The organism is Geobacter sp. AOG1, from assembly GCF_019972315.1.
GTDB lineage: Bacteria > Desulfobacterota > Desulfuromonadia > Geobacterales > Geobacteraceae > Geomobilimonas.
The window spans coordinates 3,523,908-3,541,699 of the sequence record NZ_BLIZ01000001.1 but is presented as its reverse complement, the minus strand read 5'-3'; the positions used below and the strand labels follow the sequence as shown (position 1 = coordinate 3,541,699).

Annotated in this window: 11 protein-coding genes; 4 read left to right on the top strand and 7 right to left on the bottom strand. The window is 59.8% G+C overall.

The window, feature by feature from the left end; genetic code table 11:
* Positions 1-127: 127 nt before the first annotated feature.
* Positions 128-1,753 (bottom strand): fumarate hydratase, encoded by a 1,626-nt coding sequence (locus tag LDN04_RS16205; RefSeq protein WP_223913050.1) that lies wholly within the window; start codon positions 1,751-1,753, stop codon positions 128-130.
* 274 nt (positions 1,754-2,027) lie between these two features.
* Here LDN04_RS16205 and LDN04_RS16200 point away from each other — a divergent pair, with 274 nt between their 5' ends.
* Together LDN04_RS16200 and LDN04_RS16195 are read left to right on the top strand one after the other, a co-directional pair.
* Complete coding sequence (locus LDN04_RS16200) at positions 2,028-2,354, top strand: hypothetical protein (RefSeq protein WP_223913048.1); 327 nt, start codon at positions 2,028-2,030, stop codon at positions 2,352-2,354.
* A 163-nt stretch (positions 2,355-2,517) separates the two neighbouring features.
* Positions 2,518-4,401, top strand: a complete 1,884-nt coding sequence (locus LDN04_RS16195; RefSeq protein WP_223913045.1) for a hypothetical protein — start codon at positions 2,518-2,520, stop codon at positions 4,399-4,401.
* A gap of 96 nt (positions 4,402-4,497) precedes the next feature.
* On the opposite strand, the gene hcp is transcribed toward LDN04_RS16195, so the two are convergent.
* On the bottom strand, positions 4,498-6,141 hold the full coding sequence (gene hcp, locus LDN04_RS16190; RefSeq protein WP_223913407.1) for a hydroxylamine reductase: 1,644 nt from the start codon (positions 6,139-6,141) through the stop codon (positions 4,498-4,500).
* A 227-nt stretch (positions 6,142-6,368) separates the two neighbouring features.
* On the opposite strand from hcp, the gene LDN04_RS16185 reads away from it, so the two are divergent.
* Positions 6,369-6,986, top strand: coding sequence for a class I SAM-dependent methyltransferase (locus LDN04_RS16185; protein ID WP_308464670.1), 618 nt, complete (start codon positions 6,369-6,371; stop codon positions 6,984-6,986).
* Between the two features lie 29 nt (positions 6,987-7,015).
* Here the strand turns inward: LDN04_RS16185 and LDN04_RS16180 are convergent, their stop codons facing one another.
* The 5 genes from LDN04_RS16180 to shc form a co-directional block, all read right to left on the bottom strand.
* Positions 7,016-8,077 carry a glycosyltransferase family 9 protein gene (locus LDN04_RS16180; RefSeq protein WP_223913042.1) on the bottom strand — a complete coding sequence of 354 codons (1,062 nt, stop codon included), beginning with the start codon at positions 8,075-8,077 and terminating at the stop codon, positions 7,016-7,018.
* A gap of 401 nt (positions 8,078-8,478) precedes the next feature.
* On the bottom strand, positions 8,479-9,477 hold the full coding sequence (gene hpnH / locus LDN04_RS16175; protein ID WP_223913040.1) for an adenosyl-hopene transferase HpnH: 999 nt from the start codon (positions 9,475-9,477) through the stop codon (positions 8,479-8,481).
* Between the two features lie 217 nt (positions 9,478-9,694).
* The gene (gene dxs / locus LDN04_RS16170; protein WP_223913038.1) at positions 9,695-11,602 is read right to left on the bottom strand and encodes a 1-deoxy-D-xylulose-5-phosphate synthase; all 1,908 of its coding nucleotides are present in this window, start codon (positions 11,600-11,602) and stop codon (positions 9,695-9,697) included.
* 75 nt (positions 11,603-11,677) lie between these two features.
* Complete coding sequence (gene hpnA, locus LDN04_RS16165) at positions 11,678-12,664, bottom strand: hopanoid-associated sugar epimerase (protein WP_223913035.1); 987 nt, start codon at positions 12,662-12,664, stop codon at positions 11,678-11,680.
* Between the two features lie 164 nt (positions 12,665-12,828).
* Positions 12,829-14,868 carry a squalene--hopene cyclase gene (gene shc, locus LDN04_RS16160; RefSeq protein WP_223913033.1) on the bottom strand — a complete coding sequence of 680 codons (2,040 nt, stop codon included), beginning with the start codon at positions 14,866-14,868 and terminating at the stop codon, positions 12,829-12,831.
* A 251-nt stretch (positions 14,869-15,119) separates the two neighbouring features.
* On the opposite strand from shc, the gene LDN04_RS16155 reads away from it, so the two are divergent.
* On the top strand, positions 15,120-17,783 hold the full coding sequence (locus tag LDN04_RS16155) for an MMPL family transporter (RefSeq protein ID WP_223913030.1): 2,664 nt from the start codon (positions 15,120-15,122) through the stop codon (positions 17,781-17,783).
* Positions 17,784-17,792 lie beyond the last annotated feature (9 nt).

Below are 17,792 nucleotides of genomic sequence, written 5' to 3'. Positions count from 1 at the left end.
TCCGGCAGCGTTACCCGCCATCCCTTCCCCGGGAAACGCCCATCGTTTTACCGACGTGTGACGGCATGCCGGTCACTTTCCTGCTTATGAAAACGCCCCGCCGGCGGTTGCCGACGGGGCGTGTCAATTACAGCCCGAGCTGTTTGAAGAAGTCGTTCCCCTTGTCATCCACCAGGATGAACGCCGGGAAGTTCTCCACCTCGATCTTCCAGACCGCTTCCATTCCCAGTTCGGGGAAGTCGATGCATTCCACCTTCTTGATGTTCTCTTCGGCCAGTACCGCCGCCGGGCCGCCGATGGAGCCGAGGTAGAATCCGCCGTACTTCTTGCAGGCATCGGTCACCTGTTGGCTGCGGTTCCCCTTGGCGATCATGATGAGCGAGCCCCCCTTGGACTGGAGTTCGTCCACGTAGCTGTCCATCCGGCCGGCCGTGGTGGGTCCGAAGGAGCCGGAGGGTTTGCCTTTCGGGGTCTTGGCCGGACCGGCGTAGTAGATCGGGTGCTTCAGGAGATACTCGGGAAGCGGCTTGCCGGCGTCCATGATCTCCTTGAACTTGGCGTGGGCGATGTCCCGACCGACAACGATGGTGCCGTTCAGGAGGAGCGGGGTAGAGACCGGATGTTTGGAGAGCTCTGCCAGAATCTCTTTCATCGGCCGGTTGAGGTCGATCTTCACGCCGTGCTCATGCTTGCCCCGGTACTGTTCGGGGATGAGGCGGCCCGGGTTCCGGTCCATTTCCTCGACGAAGAGGCCGTCCTTGGTGATCTTCGCCTTGATGTTGCGGTCGGCGGAGCAGGAAACCGCCATGCCGACGGGACAAGAGGCGCCGTGGCGGGGGAGACGGATGACCCGGATGTCGTGGGCGAAGTACTTGCCGCCGAACTGGGCGCCGATACCGAGCTTCTGGGCCGCTACCAGGAGCTTGTTCTCCAGTTCGACGTCGCGGAACGCCTGGCCGTGCTCGTTTCCCGTGGTGGGAAGAGTATCCAGGTCGTGGGCGGAGGCGAGCTTAACCGTCTTCATGCAGGCGTCGGCACTGGTGCCGCCGATGACGAAGGCGACATGGTAAGGGGGACAGGCGGCGGTCCCCAGGTATTTCATCTTGTCGACGAGGAATTTTTCCAGTTTCTCGGGGGTGAGGAGCGCCTTGGTTTCCTGGAAGAGCATGGTCTTGTTGGCGGAGCCTCCTCCCTTGGCCATGAAGAGGAACTTGTAGTAATCGCCGTCGGTGGCCATGATGTCGATCTGGGCCGGCAGGTTGGTGCCGGTGTTCTTCTCTTCGTACATGTCCAGGGCCACAGTCTGGGAGTAGCGGAGGTTCTCTTCGGTGTAGGTCTTGTAGATCCCCTTGCTGAGCCACTCCTCGTCCTTGACGCCGGTCCAGACCTGCTGGCCTTTCTTTGCGACAACTGTCGCAGTGCCGGTATCCTGGCAGACGGGGAGCTCGAAGTTGGCGGCGATTTCGGCGTTGCGCAGGAAGGCCATTGCCACGCCCTTGTCGTTCATGGACGCTTCCGGATCACCGAGAATCTTGGCGACCTGCTCGTTGTGTGCAGGGCGGAGGAGGAAGGAGACGTCCCGCATCGCCTCGTTGGCCAGAATGGAAAGCGCCTCGGGACAGACCCGAACCACATCCTTGCCGGCGAACTTGTCGGCTTCAACGTATTTCTCCGAGCCTTCGATCTTGCGGTACTTGGTCTCGTCTTTGCCGAGGGGGAACGGGTCCTGATACTTGAATTCGGGGGTTGCCATAATCTCTTCTTCTCCTTTCGATGAATTGGATGATAGCTGAGCCGGGTGCCGCAATTGGCGGAAGTGGCGGAAGTGGCGGCCGTAAACCCCACAACCGTATTCCGTGGCTCTTGCTTGAAGTGTATACAGTATGCTGTTCGGGCATAGTATTGGAAAAATCTGATTTTGTCGAGAGGGAAGTTTGGACAAATCTGTTGCGGCATGTGGTGAAATCCGGGTTATACTTAATGAGTCTGATGGAATTCGCCGCATATGTCTCAGGGGGGACGTTCACATGTTCATGGAGTTCCTGGAAAAACTGCCGAAATGGTTCATTGTGCTGATCGGTATGGGGATGGTGGTGGGTGTGGGGTACATGGACTACCTGACCGGCGACTACTCGGTCTTTGTCTTCTATGCCCTGCCGGTTTTCCTGGTTGCCTGGTTCGCCGGTCTGAAGCCGGCCGTATTCATCTGTCTGCTGGCAGGCGTAGCCAGGTTCGCCGCTGACCAGTCCCTCGGGTCGGTCGAACGTCTTTATATCTGGAACGCCGGCCAGGACATGTTTTTCCTGATAATCGTCGCCGTGCTCATTGCCTATCTGCACAAGGTGCTGGAGTAGGGGGGTGAAAGCCGCGTTTCCCCGCTCGGCAATTCCACCACATTACTGATGCATCTTCCTGCCGGGACCGGGGAAACTCAAAATCTGTTGACAGTGGTGCCGGGCGGAGGGTAATACAGAACAGGGCCGCGGTGGCCCAGACCTTCATCCGTGGGGATTGTTCATGAATATGAGACGGGGAGAATTCCTGCCCCTCGTGCTGTTTGCCCTGCTGGTGGTCCTCTTCTGCATGACCAGGTATGCCGATTACGACCTCTGGTGGCACATGAAGCTTGGCGAAAGTCTCCTTGCCACGGGGGGGCTTTACCGACTCGATACCTTTTCCTACACCTTTGCAGGACATCCCCAGTTCACCGGCGAATGGTTGGCGGACCTGCTCATCTACCTTGCCTACGTGGCAGGTGGGCTGCTGGGGGTGAACCTTCTCAAGGGGACTGTTCTCCTTGGGGCCTTCGGGTTCATGTACGGTGCCCTGCGTGATCGGACCCGTGAAGAAGAGCAGGGGTTCACGGCCGTCATCCTTACCCTCCTCGTCATGCTTTTTGCCCTGCGCTTCCGGCTCTACGTCCGTCCCTACATCTTCTCCATCTTTTTTCTGGCGGTTTACCTCTGGTGTTTCTCCCGTTACGCCCGTACCCGTGATCAGCGGCTCCTCTACGTTCTTCCGGTGATGCAGGTCGTATGGACGAACCTGAGCGTCGGTGCGGTCTTCGGTCCGGTCGTGGCCGGTTTTTTCGTCATCGGAGAAATGGCAGCCGATCGGCAGCGGCCATTTCTCCACCTGCCGGTCCTCTTCCTCATCGCCGCCGCTACCCTTGTCAATCCGGAGACGTACCGCATTTACACCCTGGCGCTCAATCTCTCCGGTGACCCGTTCAAGGCGTTTGTCGGCGAGTACCAGCCACTCACCGCCCAGATCCTTTGGGGATACGGGCTCAGATATACCCTTCCGTTCCAGATACTGGTCGTTGTGGCGACGCTCTATTTCGTCCTCTGTCGGGGGTGGCGCAACCTGTTCCATCTCCTCCTCGTTGCCTTCTTCCTTTACGAGACGGTACAGCAGGTCCGGATGATAGAGTTGGCTACCCTGGCTGCAGGTCTTTGTGCCGTTACGCCGGTGGCACAGCTGATCTCCCCTGTCGCACGGTTTCTCAAGGGGGGCGCGCGGTTCATCCCTGTCGCCGTCGCACTCGTACTGGTCGGTGTCATACCGGTATCGGTTGTGGGGAACCGGACCTATGTCTTCGGTTACGGTCTCAAGCAGGATGCCTTCCCCGACGGTGCCCTGGCGTTCCTGGACCGGGAACATGTTGCCGGCCGGATGTTCAATAGCTATTCCTTCGGCGGCTACCTCATCTGGACGGCACCGGAACGGAAGGTCTTTTTCGACGGACGCTATGCCCGGCTCTACAATCCCGATTTTTACCGACTCTACAACGATGCCCTGTCGAGCGCCGATGCCTGGCGGACGGCGACGCAGCGGTACGGTTTCGACTATGCCCTGTTTGAGTACGATCTGAAGAGCCGGAATTTCCCCCGTCACCTGGCCGACAACCCCGACTGGGCCCTGGTCTACTGGGACAACCATGCGGTGGTCTATCTGAAGCGGACCCCCGCAAACCAGCCGGTCATTGACCACTACGAGTACCGGGTCACCCGACCGAACTTTTACAATTTTTCCTACCTCGGCCGCTACCGGGAACCCGCGGCGGTCCGGGCTGCGCTGTCGTCCGTCAACCGGGAGATCGCCCTCAATCCGGCCAACCAGGAGCCCTACCTTGCCAAGGCTTTCCTTCTCTACCAGCAGGGGCCCGCAGCCTATCCGACCGCCCTCGAGGCTGTCAGGGCTGCCATGCCGCTGCGCCCCGACCTGGCCATGAAACATTCCGCCCTTGCGTTTCTTCTGGCGGAGCAAGGGTTCGCCGAGCAGGCCAGGGCCGAGATTTCGCGGGCGCTGGAACTCGACCCGTTCGATGCCATGGCATGGGACCTTGGGCCGCGGCTTGGCATGAAGATGAAGAAGCCGACCCGCTCTCCCCACGGATGAATTTGTTCGTGCATATCCCGTCGATGGTGCGTAAACGAAAAAGGCGCGGAGCTTGAGGCTCCGCGCCTTTTGTCGTCCGTGACGGCAGGATCGTGATTACTGCCCCAGGGCCACCTTGAGGTCTGCTTCCGGGGTGGTGATGGGGCCGAGGTTGAAGTTTTCCACCAGGAAGTTGAGGACGTTGGGGGTAATGAAGGCCGGCAGCGCGGGGCCGATCTTGATGTTTTTGATCCCCAGGTGGAGGAGGGACAGGAGGATGACAACCGCCTTCTGCTCATACCAGGAGAGGATAATGGAGAGCGGCAGGTCGTTGACGCCGCAGTTGAAGGCGCCCGCCAGGGCCAGGGCGATCTGCACCGCCGAATAGGCGTCGTTGCACTGTCCCACGTCCAGGAGCCGTGGAATGCCGCCGATGTCGCCGAACTCCAGCTTGTTAAAGCGGTACTTGCCACAGGCCAGGGTCAGGATGACGCAGTCGCTGGGAACCTTTTCCGCCAGTTCGGTGTAGTAGTTGCGTCCCGGTTTGGCGCCGTCGCAGCCGCCGATGAGGAAGAAGTGCTTGATGGCACCCGCTTTAACCCCGTCTATGACCTTGTCGGCGACACTGAGAACTGCGTCATGGCCGAAGCCGGTGAGGATCTCCTTGTCCGGAGCATCGGCGAGTTCGGGACATTCGAGGGCCTTGTTGATCACTTCGCTGAAGTTCCAGCCGGTGATGTGCTTGATGCCGGGCCACCCCACCTGTCCCCAAGAGAAGAGGCGATCCTTGTAGGAGTCGGCCGGACGCTGGATGCAGTTGGTGTTGAAGATGATGGCGCCGGGGAAGTTGGGGAACTCCTTGTGCTGGTCCTGCCAGGCGCCGCCGAAGTTGCCGTAGAGATGGGAATACTTCTTCAGTTCCGGGTAGGCGTGGGCCGGGAGCATCTCGCCGTGGGTATAGATGTCGATCCCTTTCCCCTCGGTCTGTTTCAGGAGCTCCTCAAGCATGCGCAGGTCGTGACCGGAGACGAGGATTCCCTTGTTCTTCCTGGTGCCGATCGGGACCTTGGTCGGTACCGGCTTGCCGTAGTGGGCGATGTGCCCCTCGTTGAGCATTCCCATCACCTTGATGTTCAGCTTGCCGCACTCCATGGTGAGGCCGACGAAGTCCATCAGTCCCTTGGCCGGATCGGTGGTGGTGGCCAGCGCCTTGTGGAAGAAGGCGAAGACTTCCTCGTCCTTTCTGCCGAGGATAAAGGCGTGGTCGGCATAGGCGGCCATACCCTTGAGACCGTAGATGAGGATCTCGATGGCGGAGAGGATGTCCTGGTCGGTGTGCTGGGTGCTGATGCCGTGCTCTTTCCCCTGTGTGACGAGCCCTGCCAGGTCGCCGGCGATGACCCAGGCTGCGGGGCCGGTGGTGATCGGGGGGGCACTGGCGCCGTTCTTGGTGCGGTAGGCGGTCTCGTAGATCGCCTTAATCTTTTCCTTGCTGTCGTAGCATTTACGGAGCTTGCCGGCGATGCTGACCGGGTCGAAGTCCACGTTGGTGACAGTGGTGAAGAGCCCCTCGATCAGGAACAGGTCGACCGTCTCGTCCTTGGCGCCCAGCTCCCGCGCCTTGTCGGCATAGATGGCAACCCCCTTCAGCCCGTACAGCATCAGGTCCTGAAGGGCGGCGACTTCCGGATTCTTGCCGCAGACACCGATCACTTCGCAGCCGGTTCCCTTTGCTGCCTGCTCACACTGGTTACAAAACATTTCTGACATGGACGTCCTCCTTGGTAGAATAGTGGGGGGAATCCCCCCGCGTGTAGGTTCAGGGCTCTTCAACTATAGCCCGCTGGCGTTGTTTTGCAACTTGCCTGGTACCGAACATACACCGGGCGGATGGGCGATTCCTTGACCTTGGTCAAGATTCGGCAGAAAGAGACAGGTTCCGGAAATATAGATGGGGAGTTGCGGTACTAACGGCGTGTAGTACTCTGTTGGCAGGCGAAGGGGAAGAGAGACTTCTCCTTGATGGGAGGGTGACGGTGGAGAGCGACCGCATCAAATGGGACGACCGCTATGCAGGGGCGGAACTGGCGATGGGAGAAGAACCCTCCCGTTTCCTGGTGGAGCGGATCGATCAGATACTGTCCGTTTGTCCGGGACAGGAAGCCTTCGATATCGCCTGCGGGGAGGGGCGTAACAGTATCTTCCTGGCCCGTCACGGTTTCCGGGTGACGGGGGTGGACATTTCACCGGTGGGGCTGGCCAAGGGGCGGGAGCGGGCCGCTGCAGGGTCGCTGGCTATAGATTTCCTGCAGGCCGACCTGGAGACGTACCGCTTCACCGCCACCTACGACCTCATCGTCAACATCAACTTCCTGTTACGGGAACTGATCCCCCTGGCCGTGGCCGCCCTCAATCCCCGCGGGCTGTTTCTCTTCGAATCGATTCTCGATACCCCCACTCTCCAGGGGTACCACACCCGCCACTTTCTCCTCCAGCCGGGGGAACTACCTACGTTGTTTTCCTCCCAGCATGGAAAGATCATCCATTATGAAGAACTGCCCGGGGCTGATGTTCCCGTTGCCCGGCTGATCTTCCAGCGTTCATGACATGATGCCCCGCCGGAAAAATATGCTGATTAACGACACGGAGTTGAAGGTATGCAGGTTGGATCTGGCGTATTCTGGTTGGGGCATGACTGTTTCCCCCGGGCCGGAGGACAGTCATCCGCTATGAGAAACTCTGTACAAGAATAAATCTCTTCCGGAGTTTGTGTATTTAGGCATGCCCTGTTCAATTCCGGGAACAGAGGTCTATAGGCGATAGCTCCATCGGAGGCATAGATGCCGATCGATTTTTTTCTCAACAGGTTAGCCAAATGTAGGGGCCCGGTGTCATTGCCAATGTATCCACGTGAATGGCTCAGTAGCTGTACAATCTGGTCTAAGGTGAGTTTCCCCCGCATATCTTTAAAATAACTCTTCTGCATGATCTGCGGATGGTTCTGCAGTCCTATGAAAATACTTTCAATTCCGTAGTGCAGGTAAAGCTTCTCTGCAAAAGCGAGGAAATTTTCTTCATTCCAGCGTCGATAGGCTGCACGATTTTTGTTGTATGCCGCTTCCATGCAGAAAACCATGTATTCGGAGGTAAACAACGGATCGTTGGTGAAATACTGGTTGGTGGCCAAGAGGCTGGAACTATCGAACCTGAATTCATTGATTATCTGTTCGACTGAAAAGCCAAACTCAAGGCAGATGCCAAAATGTTTGATTGAGTACATTGGCAGGGAGAAATTTGATTGCAGGAAGGAGACTAAATCGTCCGGCAATTCGGAGTCCAGCGGTGACATGCCGAGATAGGGCAAATTAATGTCATAATGCACATGCTTTTTGTTAGGCAGTCGGAGACCATACCTGGTTTTCGCCTGGTAGCCGATGTTCTTGCTGGTTGTCGAGAGAAAGTACGCCTTGTCTGGCGGATGGACCCAAGACATAACCTTGGAGAAAAAGTCAAAGTTTCTGAATTCAAACAGATTTAACGCTTGGAAGAATCGGTTGAGAGGGAAATGGGAAAATACAGTTATTTCAACAGGATCTTGCTTGTGGTTATGTAATAGTTGTTTCAGACAAAGGAGAGAAGGTAAGGCCAGAATCGAATCGCCTATGCGGTTCGGCAAAATAAAGTGAATTCTTGTCATAAATGTATTGGTTTGCCCATTGTCTGTCGATGCTTAACCGTTGCTGCTGTTGGCCGGCACATTGTAGTGGTGGTCGAACATATGAACTTTAGGGGTGGCGCTTGCTCCGTCCAAACGAAGCGCGGCAAGCAGCGCCCCTTTGAATGCTAAGAACTTATCCGCACATAAGCTTTCTATCCTTGCATTCCGTCTTCACGGCATCTTTGTCCGGCTTTCAATCGCAAAATCCTCGACGTAGACCCGGCTACGCCTGTGGTTTTGCTCAATCAAGCCGGTCAAATCTGCCATAAATCCGGACGCAATCCCTGATAAAGTTATGTACGGACAAGTTCTTAATCGCCGGAGAACTGCCTTCTTGCGAGATTGAATCTATAAGCCGCTCTAACTCGTCGGCAATCCTGCTAGGTCAGGTTCCAGACGATCATCTCCCAGATATCTTTCCAGCTCTTCCCCACCTCGGTGACGACAGTCGGCTCGAAGCCGCAGTGCATCATGCATTGGGCGCAGCGCTCGTCCTTGCCGACCCCGTACTTGCTCCAGTCGGTCTTTTCCATCATCTCCCGGAATGAGGGATAGTGGGTGTCGGTGATGAGGTAGCAGGGGGCCTTCCAGCCACGAGGGTTGCGGGTCGGGTTCCCCCACGGCGTGCACTCCAGCTTTCGCTCTCCCTTGAGGAACTTGAGGTACATGGGGGTGGAGTAGAAGCGGAACCGCTTGCTCATCTCGTAGACCTGCTCGAACTTCCGCTCGATATCCCGCCGCTCAAGGAAGAGTTTCTCGCCAACAGCCTCGTAGCCGAAGCCGGGGGCCACCAGGATGCCGTCCACTCCCAGGTCGGTCAGTTGGGAGAAAAGCATCTCGATCTCGACGAGGTCGGTCTCCTTGAAGATGGTGGTGTTGGTGCAGACCCGGAAGCCCCGCGCCTTGGCCTTGGCGATTGCCGACATGGCGGTCCTGAAAGTCCCCTTCCGCTCCAGAATCCGGTCGTGGGTCTCCTCCAGGCCGTCCATGTGGACGTTGAGGGTGAAGTTGGTGTGGGGCTCCATGCTGTCCAGGGCCTTTTCCAGGAGCAGGCCGTTGGTGCAGAAGTAGATGTGCTTCCCCCGGTCCAGGACTCCCTTGATGAGGTCGAAGATGGGGGGGTAGAGGAACGGCTCGCCGCCGGTGATGGTGACCACCGGGGCCGGGCACTCGTCAACCGAGGCGAGGCACTCCTCCAGGGTCATCATCTCCTGGATGGTGTCGGCGTACTCGCGGATCCGGCCGCACCCCGAGCAGGCCAGGTTGCAGAGGTGGGTCGGTTCCAGCATCAGCACCAGCGGGTATTTGTCGGTTTTGTTCAGCTTGTTGGCGATGATGTATTTGGTGAGGTCGTAGTTCAATTTCCAGGGAAAACGCATGTAACGGTACTTCCTTTCATGGATAAAGTCTTTCGAAAATCTGCTGCGGACAGACAGAGAAAAAACTGACGCGAATATTAACAGGGATATTCAGGATAATCAGGATAACATAACCAGCTCATTGGGTTCATGCTTTATCCTGTATATCCTGTTCATCCCTGTTAATTCGGGGTTAATGGTTTCCCTCCGTGGCTCTGTGGTGGGTGTTTAGTTTTCCTTACTTCACCCGGGCCAGGGCCGGTTTTCCGTTATGCTGGAGAAACGCCTCTGCAGTGGCGGCGATGCCGGCCGCGTCGAGGCCGAGGTCGGCCCGCAGCCGGGGCTGGGGCCCTTGTTCGATGTACCGGTCGGGGATGCCGAGCCGTTTGACCCGCACCCCCGTGACCTCTTCCTGCTCCAGGAGTTCCAGGACCGCGGAGCCAAAGCCCCCCTGCAGGGCGTTTTCCTCCACGGTGATGAGGCAGCCGGTCCGGTTGGCCGCCGCCAGGATCAGTTCACGGTCCAGGGGCTTGACGAAACGGGCATTGATAACGGTCGCGCGGATACCCTGCTCCGCGAGCAACGTTGCCGCTTCCAGTGCCGGGTAGACGGTGCAGCCGATGGCGATGATAGCCAGGTCGTTGCCGTCGGCGAGCATCTCCCCTTTGCCGATGGGGAGTTCCGTGATCTCCTGGTCCAGCCTGACCCCGTAGCCGTTACCGCGGGGATAGCGGAGGGCCATGGGGCGGTCGGCGTAGATGGCGGTCTTCAGCATGTGCTGCAACTCGTTTTCGTCCTTTGGCGCCATGAGGGTCATTTCCGGCAGGTGGCGGAGATAGGAAAGGTCGAACACGCCGTGGTGGGTGGGACCGTCGTCACCCACGAGCCCTGCCCGGTCCAGTGCCAGGGTGACGGGGAGCTTCTGCAGACAGATGTCGTGGAATACCTGGTCGTAGGCCCTCTGGACAAAGGTCGAGTAGATGGCGGCCACCGGCCGGAACCCGTCGGCGGCGAGTCCGGCAGCGAAGGTGAGGCCATGCTGTTCGGCGATTCCCACGTCGAAGAACCGTTCCGGGTATGCCTGGGCAAAGGGGGTGAGTCCGGTACCGTCGGGCATGGCGGCGGTTATGGCCACGATTTTCGGGTCATCTCCGGCCAGTTTGACGAGCGTTTCGCCGAAGATGCCGGTGTAGGACTTGGCTCCTCCCTTGCCGGCGGTTACCTTGCCGGTCGCCACGTCGAAGGGGCCGACGCCGTGAAACTGGTCCGGGTTCTTTTCCGCAGGAGGATATCCTTTTCCCTTGGTGGTCATGACGTGGATAAGGACCGGCCCCTCCAGCGCGCGGGCGTTTTCCAGCATTTCAATCAAATGGGGGAGATTGTGCCCCTGGAGAGGGCCGAAGTAGTCGAAAGCCAGGGCCTCGAAGAGGGCGCCGGGGGTGAGAAACCCCTTGAGTGAGTTCTCCGCCTTCCGGGCGAAATGGAGGATGTTGCCACCGATGGCGGGGATACCCTCCAGAAGTTCCTTCATCTCCTTCTTCAGGTCCCGGTAGTAGTTGCCGGTCAGCTTCTTGGAGAGGAAGCTGGAGAATGCGCCGACATTTTTGGAGATGGACATCTCGTTGTCGTTCAGGATGACGATCAGGTTTTTTTTCAGGTGGCCGGCCTGGTTGAGGGCCTCGAAGGCCATGCCGCCGGTCATGGAGCCGTCGCCGATGACGGCGATAACCTTGTTGTCACCCCCCTGCAGGTCCCGGCCGACCGCCATCCCGAGCCCGGCGGAGATGGAGGTGGCGGAGTGCCCGGCACCGAATGCGTCGTAGGGAGACTCGGACCTTTTCGGGAAACCGCTGATCCCCTGGTACTGACGCTGGGTAGGGAACTGGTCGCGGCGGCCGGTGAGAATCTTGTGGGTGTAAGCCTGATGCCCGACGTCGAAGATGATCCGGTCGGCCGGCGAGTTGAAGCAGTAATGGATGGCCAGGGTGAGTTCCACGCATCCCAGATTGGATGCCAGGTGGCCGCCGGTCTGGGAAACATTTGCCAGCAGGAACTGGCGGATTTCGGCTGCCAGTTCTACCAGCTTCTCCTGGGGAAGCTTTTTAAGGTCTGCCGGACTCTCTATTCGGTCAAGCAATGGATACATAAACGTTCTCCTCAAACCGCATTCTCTGGTCAACAATCGAGCAACGCAACCTTGAACGTTGAACCTTGAACGGTTTCACTTTGCGTAGCCGTTGCCACGGAACCATTCTACCGCCCGCGCCAACGCCTCCCCGGCCGGCCGTTGGGGAAGGCCCAGTTCCCGCACCGCCTTGTGGGCATCGAAATACATGAACTTCTTCGCCATCTGCACCCCGGCCAGGGGGATGAGCGGCTCCTTCCCGGTCAGTCGCGACAATCCCTCGTTCAGATAGGCGGCAAGGAGAATCGGGGTGTGGGGGAGACGGAGCCGGGGGGCAGGTAGGCCGGTCAGTTCCTCCAGCAGGGCGAATATCTGCCGCAGGGTCAGGTTCTCGTTCCCCAGGATGTATTTCTCACCGACCCGCCCCTTGTCGGCAGCAAGGATGTGCCCCCGGGCGCAATCCTCCACGTCGATGAGGTTGAGGCCGGTGTCCAAGTAGGCGGGCATTTTCCGGTTGAGGAAGTCGACGATGATCTTGCCGGTCGGAGTCGGTTTCACGTCCCGGGGGCCGACAGGGGTGGACGGATTGACGATGACCAGCGGCAGGCCGCGGGGAATGAAGCTCTCCGCCTCCCGTTCCGCCAGGAACTTGCTCTTCTTGTAGTGCCCCACCATGTCGGCCAGGGTGACTGGGGTGGACTCCGATCCCGGCGTCCCGTCTCCCGGGTTTCCTAGGGTGCCGACGCTGCTCGTATAGACCACGCGGGACATCCCGAGCTTCAGGGCCACTTCCAGTATGTTGCGGGTTCCGGCCACATTGCTGGCATACATGGCTGCAGGGTCCCTGGTCCAGAGGCGGTAGTCGGCGGCGGCGTGAAAGAGCCGCTCGCACCCTCGCATCCCCCGTTCGAGGGAGTCCGGGTCCCGCAGGTCGCCGGTACATATCTCGACATCCACTCCCTGCAGGTTGCGTAGGTCGGAACCGGGTCTGGCCAGCGCCCTGACCGTGCAGCCATCCTGGAGTAGCTCCCTTGCCAGGCTGGCGCCTATGAAACCGGTGGCACCGGTGACGAATACCTTCATGAATTTACCGTCTATCCTATCTTATCTGGCGTCCGGCCTGCAAACAAATAACTCCGTGCCTGTGGCGCACCAGAAAGTGGAAGAGCGGAAGGCAGGAAGAATGCAGGATTCTTCCGGTCTTCCGCTCGGGTTTGTGTCCGGGAAAGCTGCCGGGAGGCAGCCTTCTATTGCCGTTTCCGGGTCAGGTTGCGGTAGGTGCCGAGGGCGGTGAGGGGGAAGCAGTTCCGGTAGATATGGTACTTGATCATGAAGAACTTGGGGAAACCGGTGCCGGTGTACTGGTCCTCGTCCCACGTTCCGTCCCCCTTCTGCTGGTCGAGCAGATACTGGATCCCCCTGCTGACGGTGGATGAATCCACTTCTCCCGCCGCCATCAATGCCAGGAGCGCCCAGGCGGTCTGGGAGGGGGTGCTTTCGCCGCAACCGCCAAGGGTCGGATCGTGGTACGATTCGCAGGTCTCACCCCAGCCGCCGTCCAGGTTCTGTTTCGACTTGAGCCAGTTGACCGCCCGCTGGATGTAGGACTGGGAGAGATTTTCCCCGATGGCCGCCAGGCCGCAGAGGACCGACCAGGTGCCATAGATGTAATTGACTCCCCAGCGTCCCCACCAGCTTCCGTCCGGTTCCTGGTTCTGCTTGACGAAGTCGAGGGCGCGGACCGCCGCCGGATACTCCTTGCCGTAACCGAAGGTCCCCATAAGCTCCAGCATCCGCCCCGTCAGGTCGGCGGTCGGCGGGTCGATGAGGGCTTCCAGGTCGGCGAAGGGGATCTTGTTCAGGAGATGCTTGGTGTTGTCCTTGTCGAAGGCGCCCCAGCCACCGTTCTTGCTCTGCATGCCGAGGCACCAGGCGATGCCCCGCTTGATAGCCTGGTCCTTCGACTTGCTATTCTTTACCGGCACATCCTTGATGGCCATCATGACGAAGCCGGAGTCGTCCACGTCGGGATACCAGTCGTTGAGGAACTCGAACGCCCATCCACCCGGTTTCAGGTCCGGGGATTTTATCTTCCAGTCCCCGTCCTTCCGGACTTCGCGATCGATCAGCCATTGGGTCGCCTTGACCAGTGAGGGGTGGTCGGTCGGTACGCCGGCGTCGACGAGCGCCTTGAGGGCCAGGGCCGTGTCCCAGACGGGAGAGATGCACGACTGGAGCACGAGGCCGTCGTCATCCTCGATGCAGAAGTTGGCCAGGGCTTCCAGCCCCTTTGCTACCGCCGGGTGGTCGTTGTCGTAGCCGAGGCAGTGGAGCGCCAGGACGGAGTTGAGCATGGCCGGCTGGATCCCTCCCCAGTCCCCCGTCGGTTCCTGGTGGTCCAGGACCCACTGTTCGGCGATGGACAGCGCCTTCTTCTTGAACGGCCGGATCGGGCTGCTCTCATACACCTTGAGCATGTGGTCCACGCCGATAAAGAAGTTCTTCCAGGTGAGGATGCCGTCTTCCTTGGTGAAGGTGTAATCGATGGGGCGCGGCGGTCGGACGTACAGTTCCTGCACCCGCGCCCGCGGGGGGAGCTTGCGTACCGGTCGCTCCGTCATGACTATGGAGAGGGGGATGATGGTTGCCCGGGACCAGCTGGAGAACTCGTAGAGGTTGAAGTAGGCCCAGTTGGGGAGGAGCATCAGCTCGATCGGCATGGAGGGGACGCCGAACCAGGCGAACTCGCCGAACAGGGCAAGGAATATCTTGGTGAAGACCCGGGTCTTGATGATCCCGCCGTTGTTCAGGATGAACGCCCGGGCCTTGACCATGGCCGGGTGGTCGGCAGAATACCCGGCCAGCTTGAGGGCGAAATAGGCCTCCACGCTGGTGGAGAGGTCGCCGGGGCCACCGTAGTAGATGGTCCAGAACCCCTCCTCCGTCTGCTTGGAGAGGAGGTAGTTGGCCATCTTCCGCTCTTTCTGCTTGTCCACCATGCCGAGGAAATGAAAGAGCATGATGTACTCGGCGGTGATGGTACAGTTGGACTCCAGTTCCGCCCACCAGTAGCCGGCGGGGAGCTGTTCGCGGAAGAAGAAGTCGCGACTCCGCTCGATGGCCTGGTCGAGGGGGCTCTGTGCCTCTCCTTCCTTCTTTTTCCAGATGGATGCGGGGAGATGGTGTATTTTTGCCGCCGGTTTCTTGTCTGCCGGAACTGCCGATTCTCCATTTACACCGTTGAACGACGTGAGGGCGTGGGAAATGGGGTATTTGCAAGACTTCATCGTCTCGGATTCTCCTTGGGGCACGCAGCGAACGGGTTTTCGCCGCCGCGTGGTGCGGGATTGGTTGTAATTTACCAATAAGCGGTTATTTCTAACATATTTTGCCGTCGAGGTACACCATTTTCATGTAGCCGACACTTTGCTGTAATGATTCAAGGTGGTTTTACCGTGCGAGGGGGGTCGCGGTTGATTTCCCCCTCCACTCTATGCTACGGTGCCACCGTTTGTGAAAATCGGTGGAGAGAGGTTGCATGAAAACGGATACCAGGGCATATCATGGCTTTTATGGCGTAATCACCAGGCATCCCCGCCTGATCCTGACGGTGGCGCTTCTCGTTTCGCTGCTGGCGATCGTCGTCACGCAGCAGCGGCTCCAGTTCCTCACCGGCCGCGACCAGCTGATGCCGGCCAATACCGCCTTCAACCGGGATTACCAGGCTTACCGGGCCGAATTCGGCGACCAGGAAGAGATTGCCGTTGTCATCGAAAGCAGCGACAGCACCTTGGCCGGCCGTTTCGGCGAACGGCTGGCACAGCGCCTCACCGCGGACAGGAAGCACTTCCGCGAGGTGTTCTTCCCCTTCGGTCTCCCCTTTTTCCAGCAGAACGGTCTCCTTCTCATGCCCCGGGAGGAGCTTGCCACCTTCACCGCCAACCTGACCAAGGCTGCGCCGACCCTGAAGGCGCTGGCAGCCGCCCCGTCGGTACAGACCCTTTTCACCCACCTTACCGGTGAGATGGATGACCTGCTGGCGGCTCCCGCAGCGTCCACCGAACAGGCGCGTCTCGATCGTCTCGTCTTCATGCTCGGCGCCCTGGGGGACGGGATCGGCAGCTTCAGCAAGGGTGGTGGGGCCGGGCTTTCCCTGGAGAGTGTCATGTTCCGCCGCCCCGACGGGAGTGAGTCATCCTTTGCCACCGCCGGCCGCCAGCAGGTGCTGACGGTCCTTCCGGTCAAGGACGAATCGAGCTTCATGCAGTCGGCAGCCGCCATCGACGCCCTGCGGACCGAGATCGCCGCCCTGCGCAAGCTCCCCGAGTTCGCCGGGGTATCGGTGGGGATTACCGGCACGCCGGTACTGGAGCACGAGGAGATGGTCACCAGCAAGCACGATATCACCCTCGCCACGGCGATAACCCTCGTGCTGACCGTTATCCTGCTCCTGGTAGCCTTCCGCGGCATCATCAACACCGTCGCCGCCATGATTGCCCTGGGGGTCGCCATCTGCTGCTCCTTCGGCTTCGCCACCCTGGCGATTGGCCACCTGAACATCCTCTCCTCGGTCTTCGCCGTCATGCTCATCGGCATCGGCATCGAGTACGGCATCCAGATCATTCTCCGGATGCAGGAGGAACTGGGGCGCGGCGCGCAGAAGAACGAGGCGCTCCGGACCGCCCTCGCCCGCAACGGCTGGCCCATCACCATGGCGGCGGCCACCGTGGCGGCCGCCTTTGCCACCTTCGCCTTCACCGACTTCAAGGGGATCGCCGAGCTCGGGATCATCGCCGCCGGTGGCATCGCCATCTGCGTCATCGTCACCTTCACCGTCCTGCCGGCTCTTCTCACAATCTTCCCGGCCCGTATGCCGAAACCTCGTGCGTCAGTGGGGGAGCCGGCCTGGCAGCGGCTCGTTTTCGGCCGTCCCCGCGCCGTCCTGGCCGCCGCCCTGGTCCTCTCCCTCGCCTGCGTCTACCCCCTTGCCCGGAGCGAGTTCGACTACAACCTGATGAACCTCCAGGCCCGGGGGCTCGAATCGGTTACCTACGCCTACAAGTTGATGCGGAGCAAGGAAAACGCCGGCTACTTCGCCGTGGTCATGGCGGCAACGGAGGCCGAGGCGGCGGAGAAGGCGCGGCGGCTGGAGAAGCTCCCCACCGTCGATCACGTGGTCTGGGCCCGCACCTTCGTCCCCGACGACCAGGGGGAGAAGCTCCGCCTCCTGGCGGCCGCCCGTCAGTCCCTGGACGGGATCAAGACGGCCCCCTATGAGGAGGACCTGCGGCTCATGGAGTTGCCGACGGTCTTCGAGAATTTCCGGAATCGGGTGGCGAAGCTGAAGAGCCGCCTGGAGCAGGAAAAACGGCCGGAGGTAAAACCGGTGGGTGACTTCCTCGCCACCCTTGACCGCTTCTTCGCCACCCTGGAGAAGAAGAAGGACACCAGCGCGGTCGGGATGCTCAAGGACTTCCAGGGGGGGATGTTCGCCGAGATGCCCGTGCGGATCGGCATGCTGCGCCAGAGCCTGGCCGCCAGGCCGGTACAGGCGGCCGATGTTCCCCCCCAGCTCATGCAGCGCTTTGTCGGCAAGACCGGCAAATACCTCCTCCAGGTGGCCCCGAAGGAGGAGATATTCGCCCGGGAGCCACTCAAACGGTTCCTTGACGATGTCCGCTCCGTCGATCCGGCTGCCACCGGTGAGCCGGTGATGGTCTACGAATCCATGACCGTCCTCCGGGACTCTTACCGAAACGCCTTCTTCTACGCCATCGCCGCCATCGCCGCCATCCTGCTCGTCGCCTTCCGGAGCGTCCGCTACGCCCTGATCGGGCTGGTTCCCCTGGCGGTGGGTCTCCTCTTCATGGTGGCCGGCATGCGGCTCTTCGGCATCAGCTTCAACTCCGCCAACGTCATCGTCCTCCCCCTGGTCCTCGGCATCGCCGTCGATTCGGGTATCTACCTCATCAACCGGTACCGGCGCGAGGACGAAACGCCGCGCCAGGTGGTCCTCTCCAGCACCGGCATCGGCGTCTTCCTCAACACCCTCACCATCATGGCCAGCTTCGGCGCCCTCATGGTTGCCCGGCACCAGGGGGTGTTCAGCATCGGTGCGGTGATGTGTCTCGGGATGGTGGCGTGCCAGATTGCGTTTATTGTGGTATTGCCGGCGGTACTGGAGCTGGCGGGTAAGAAATAGAATGCGGCT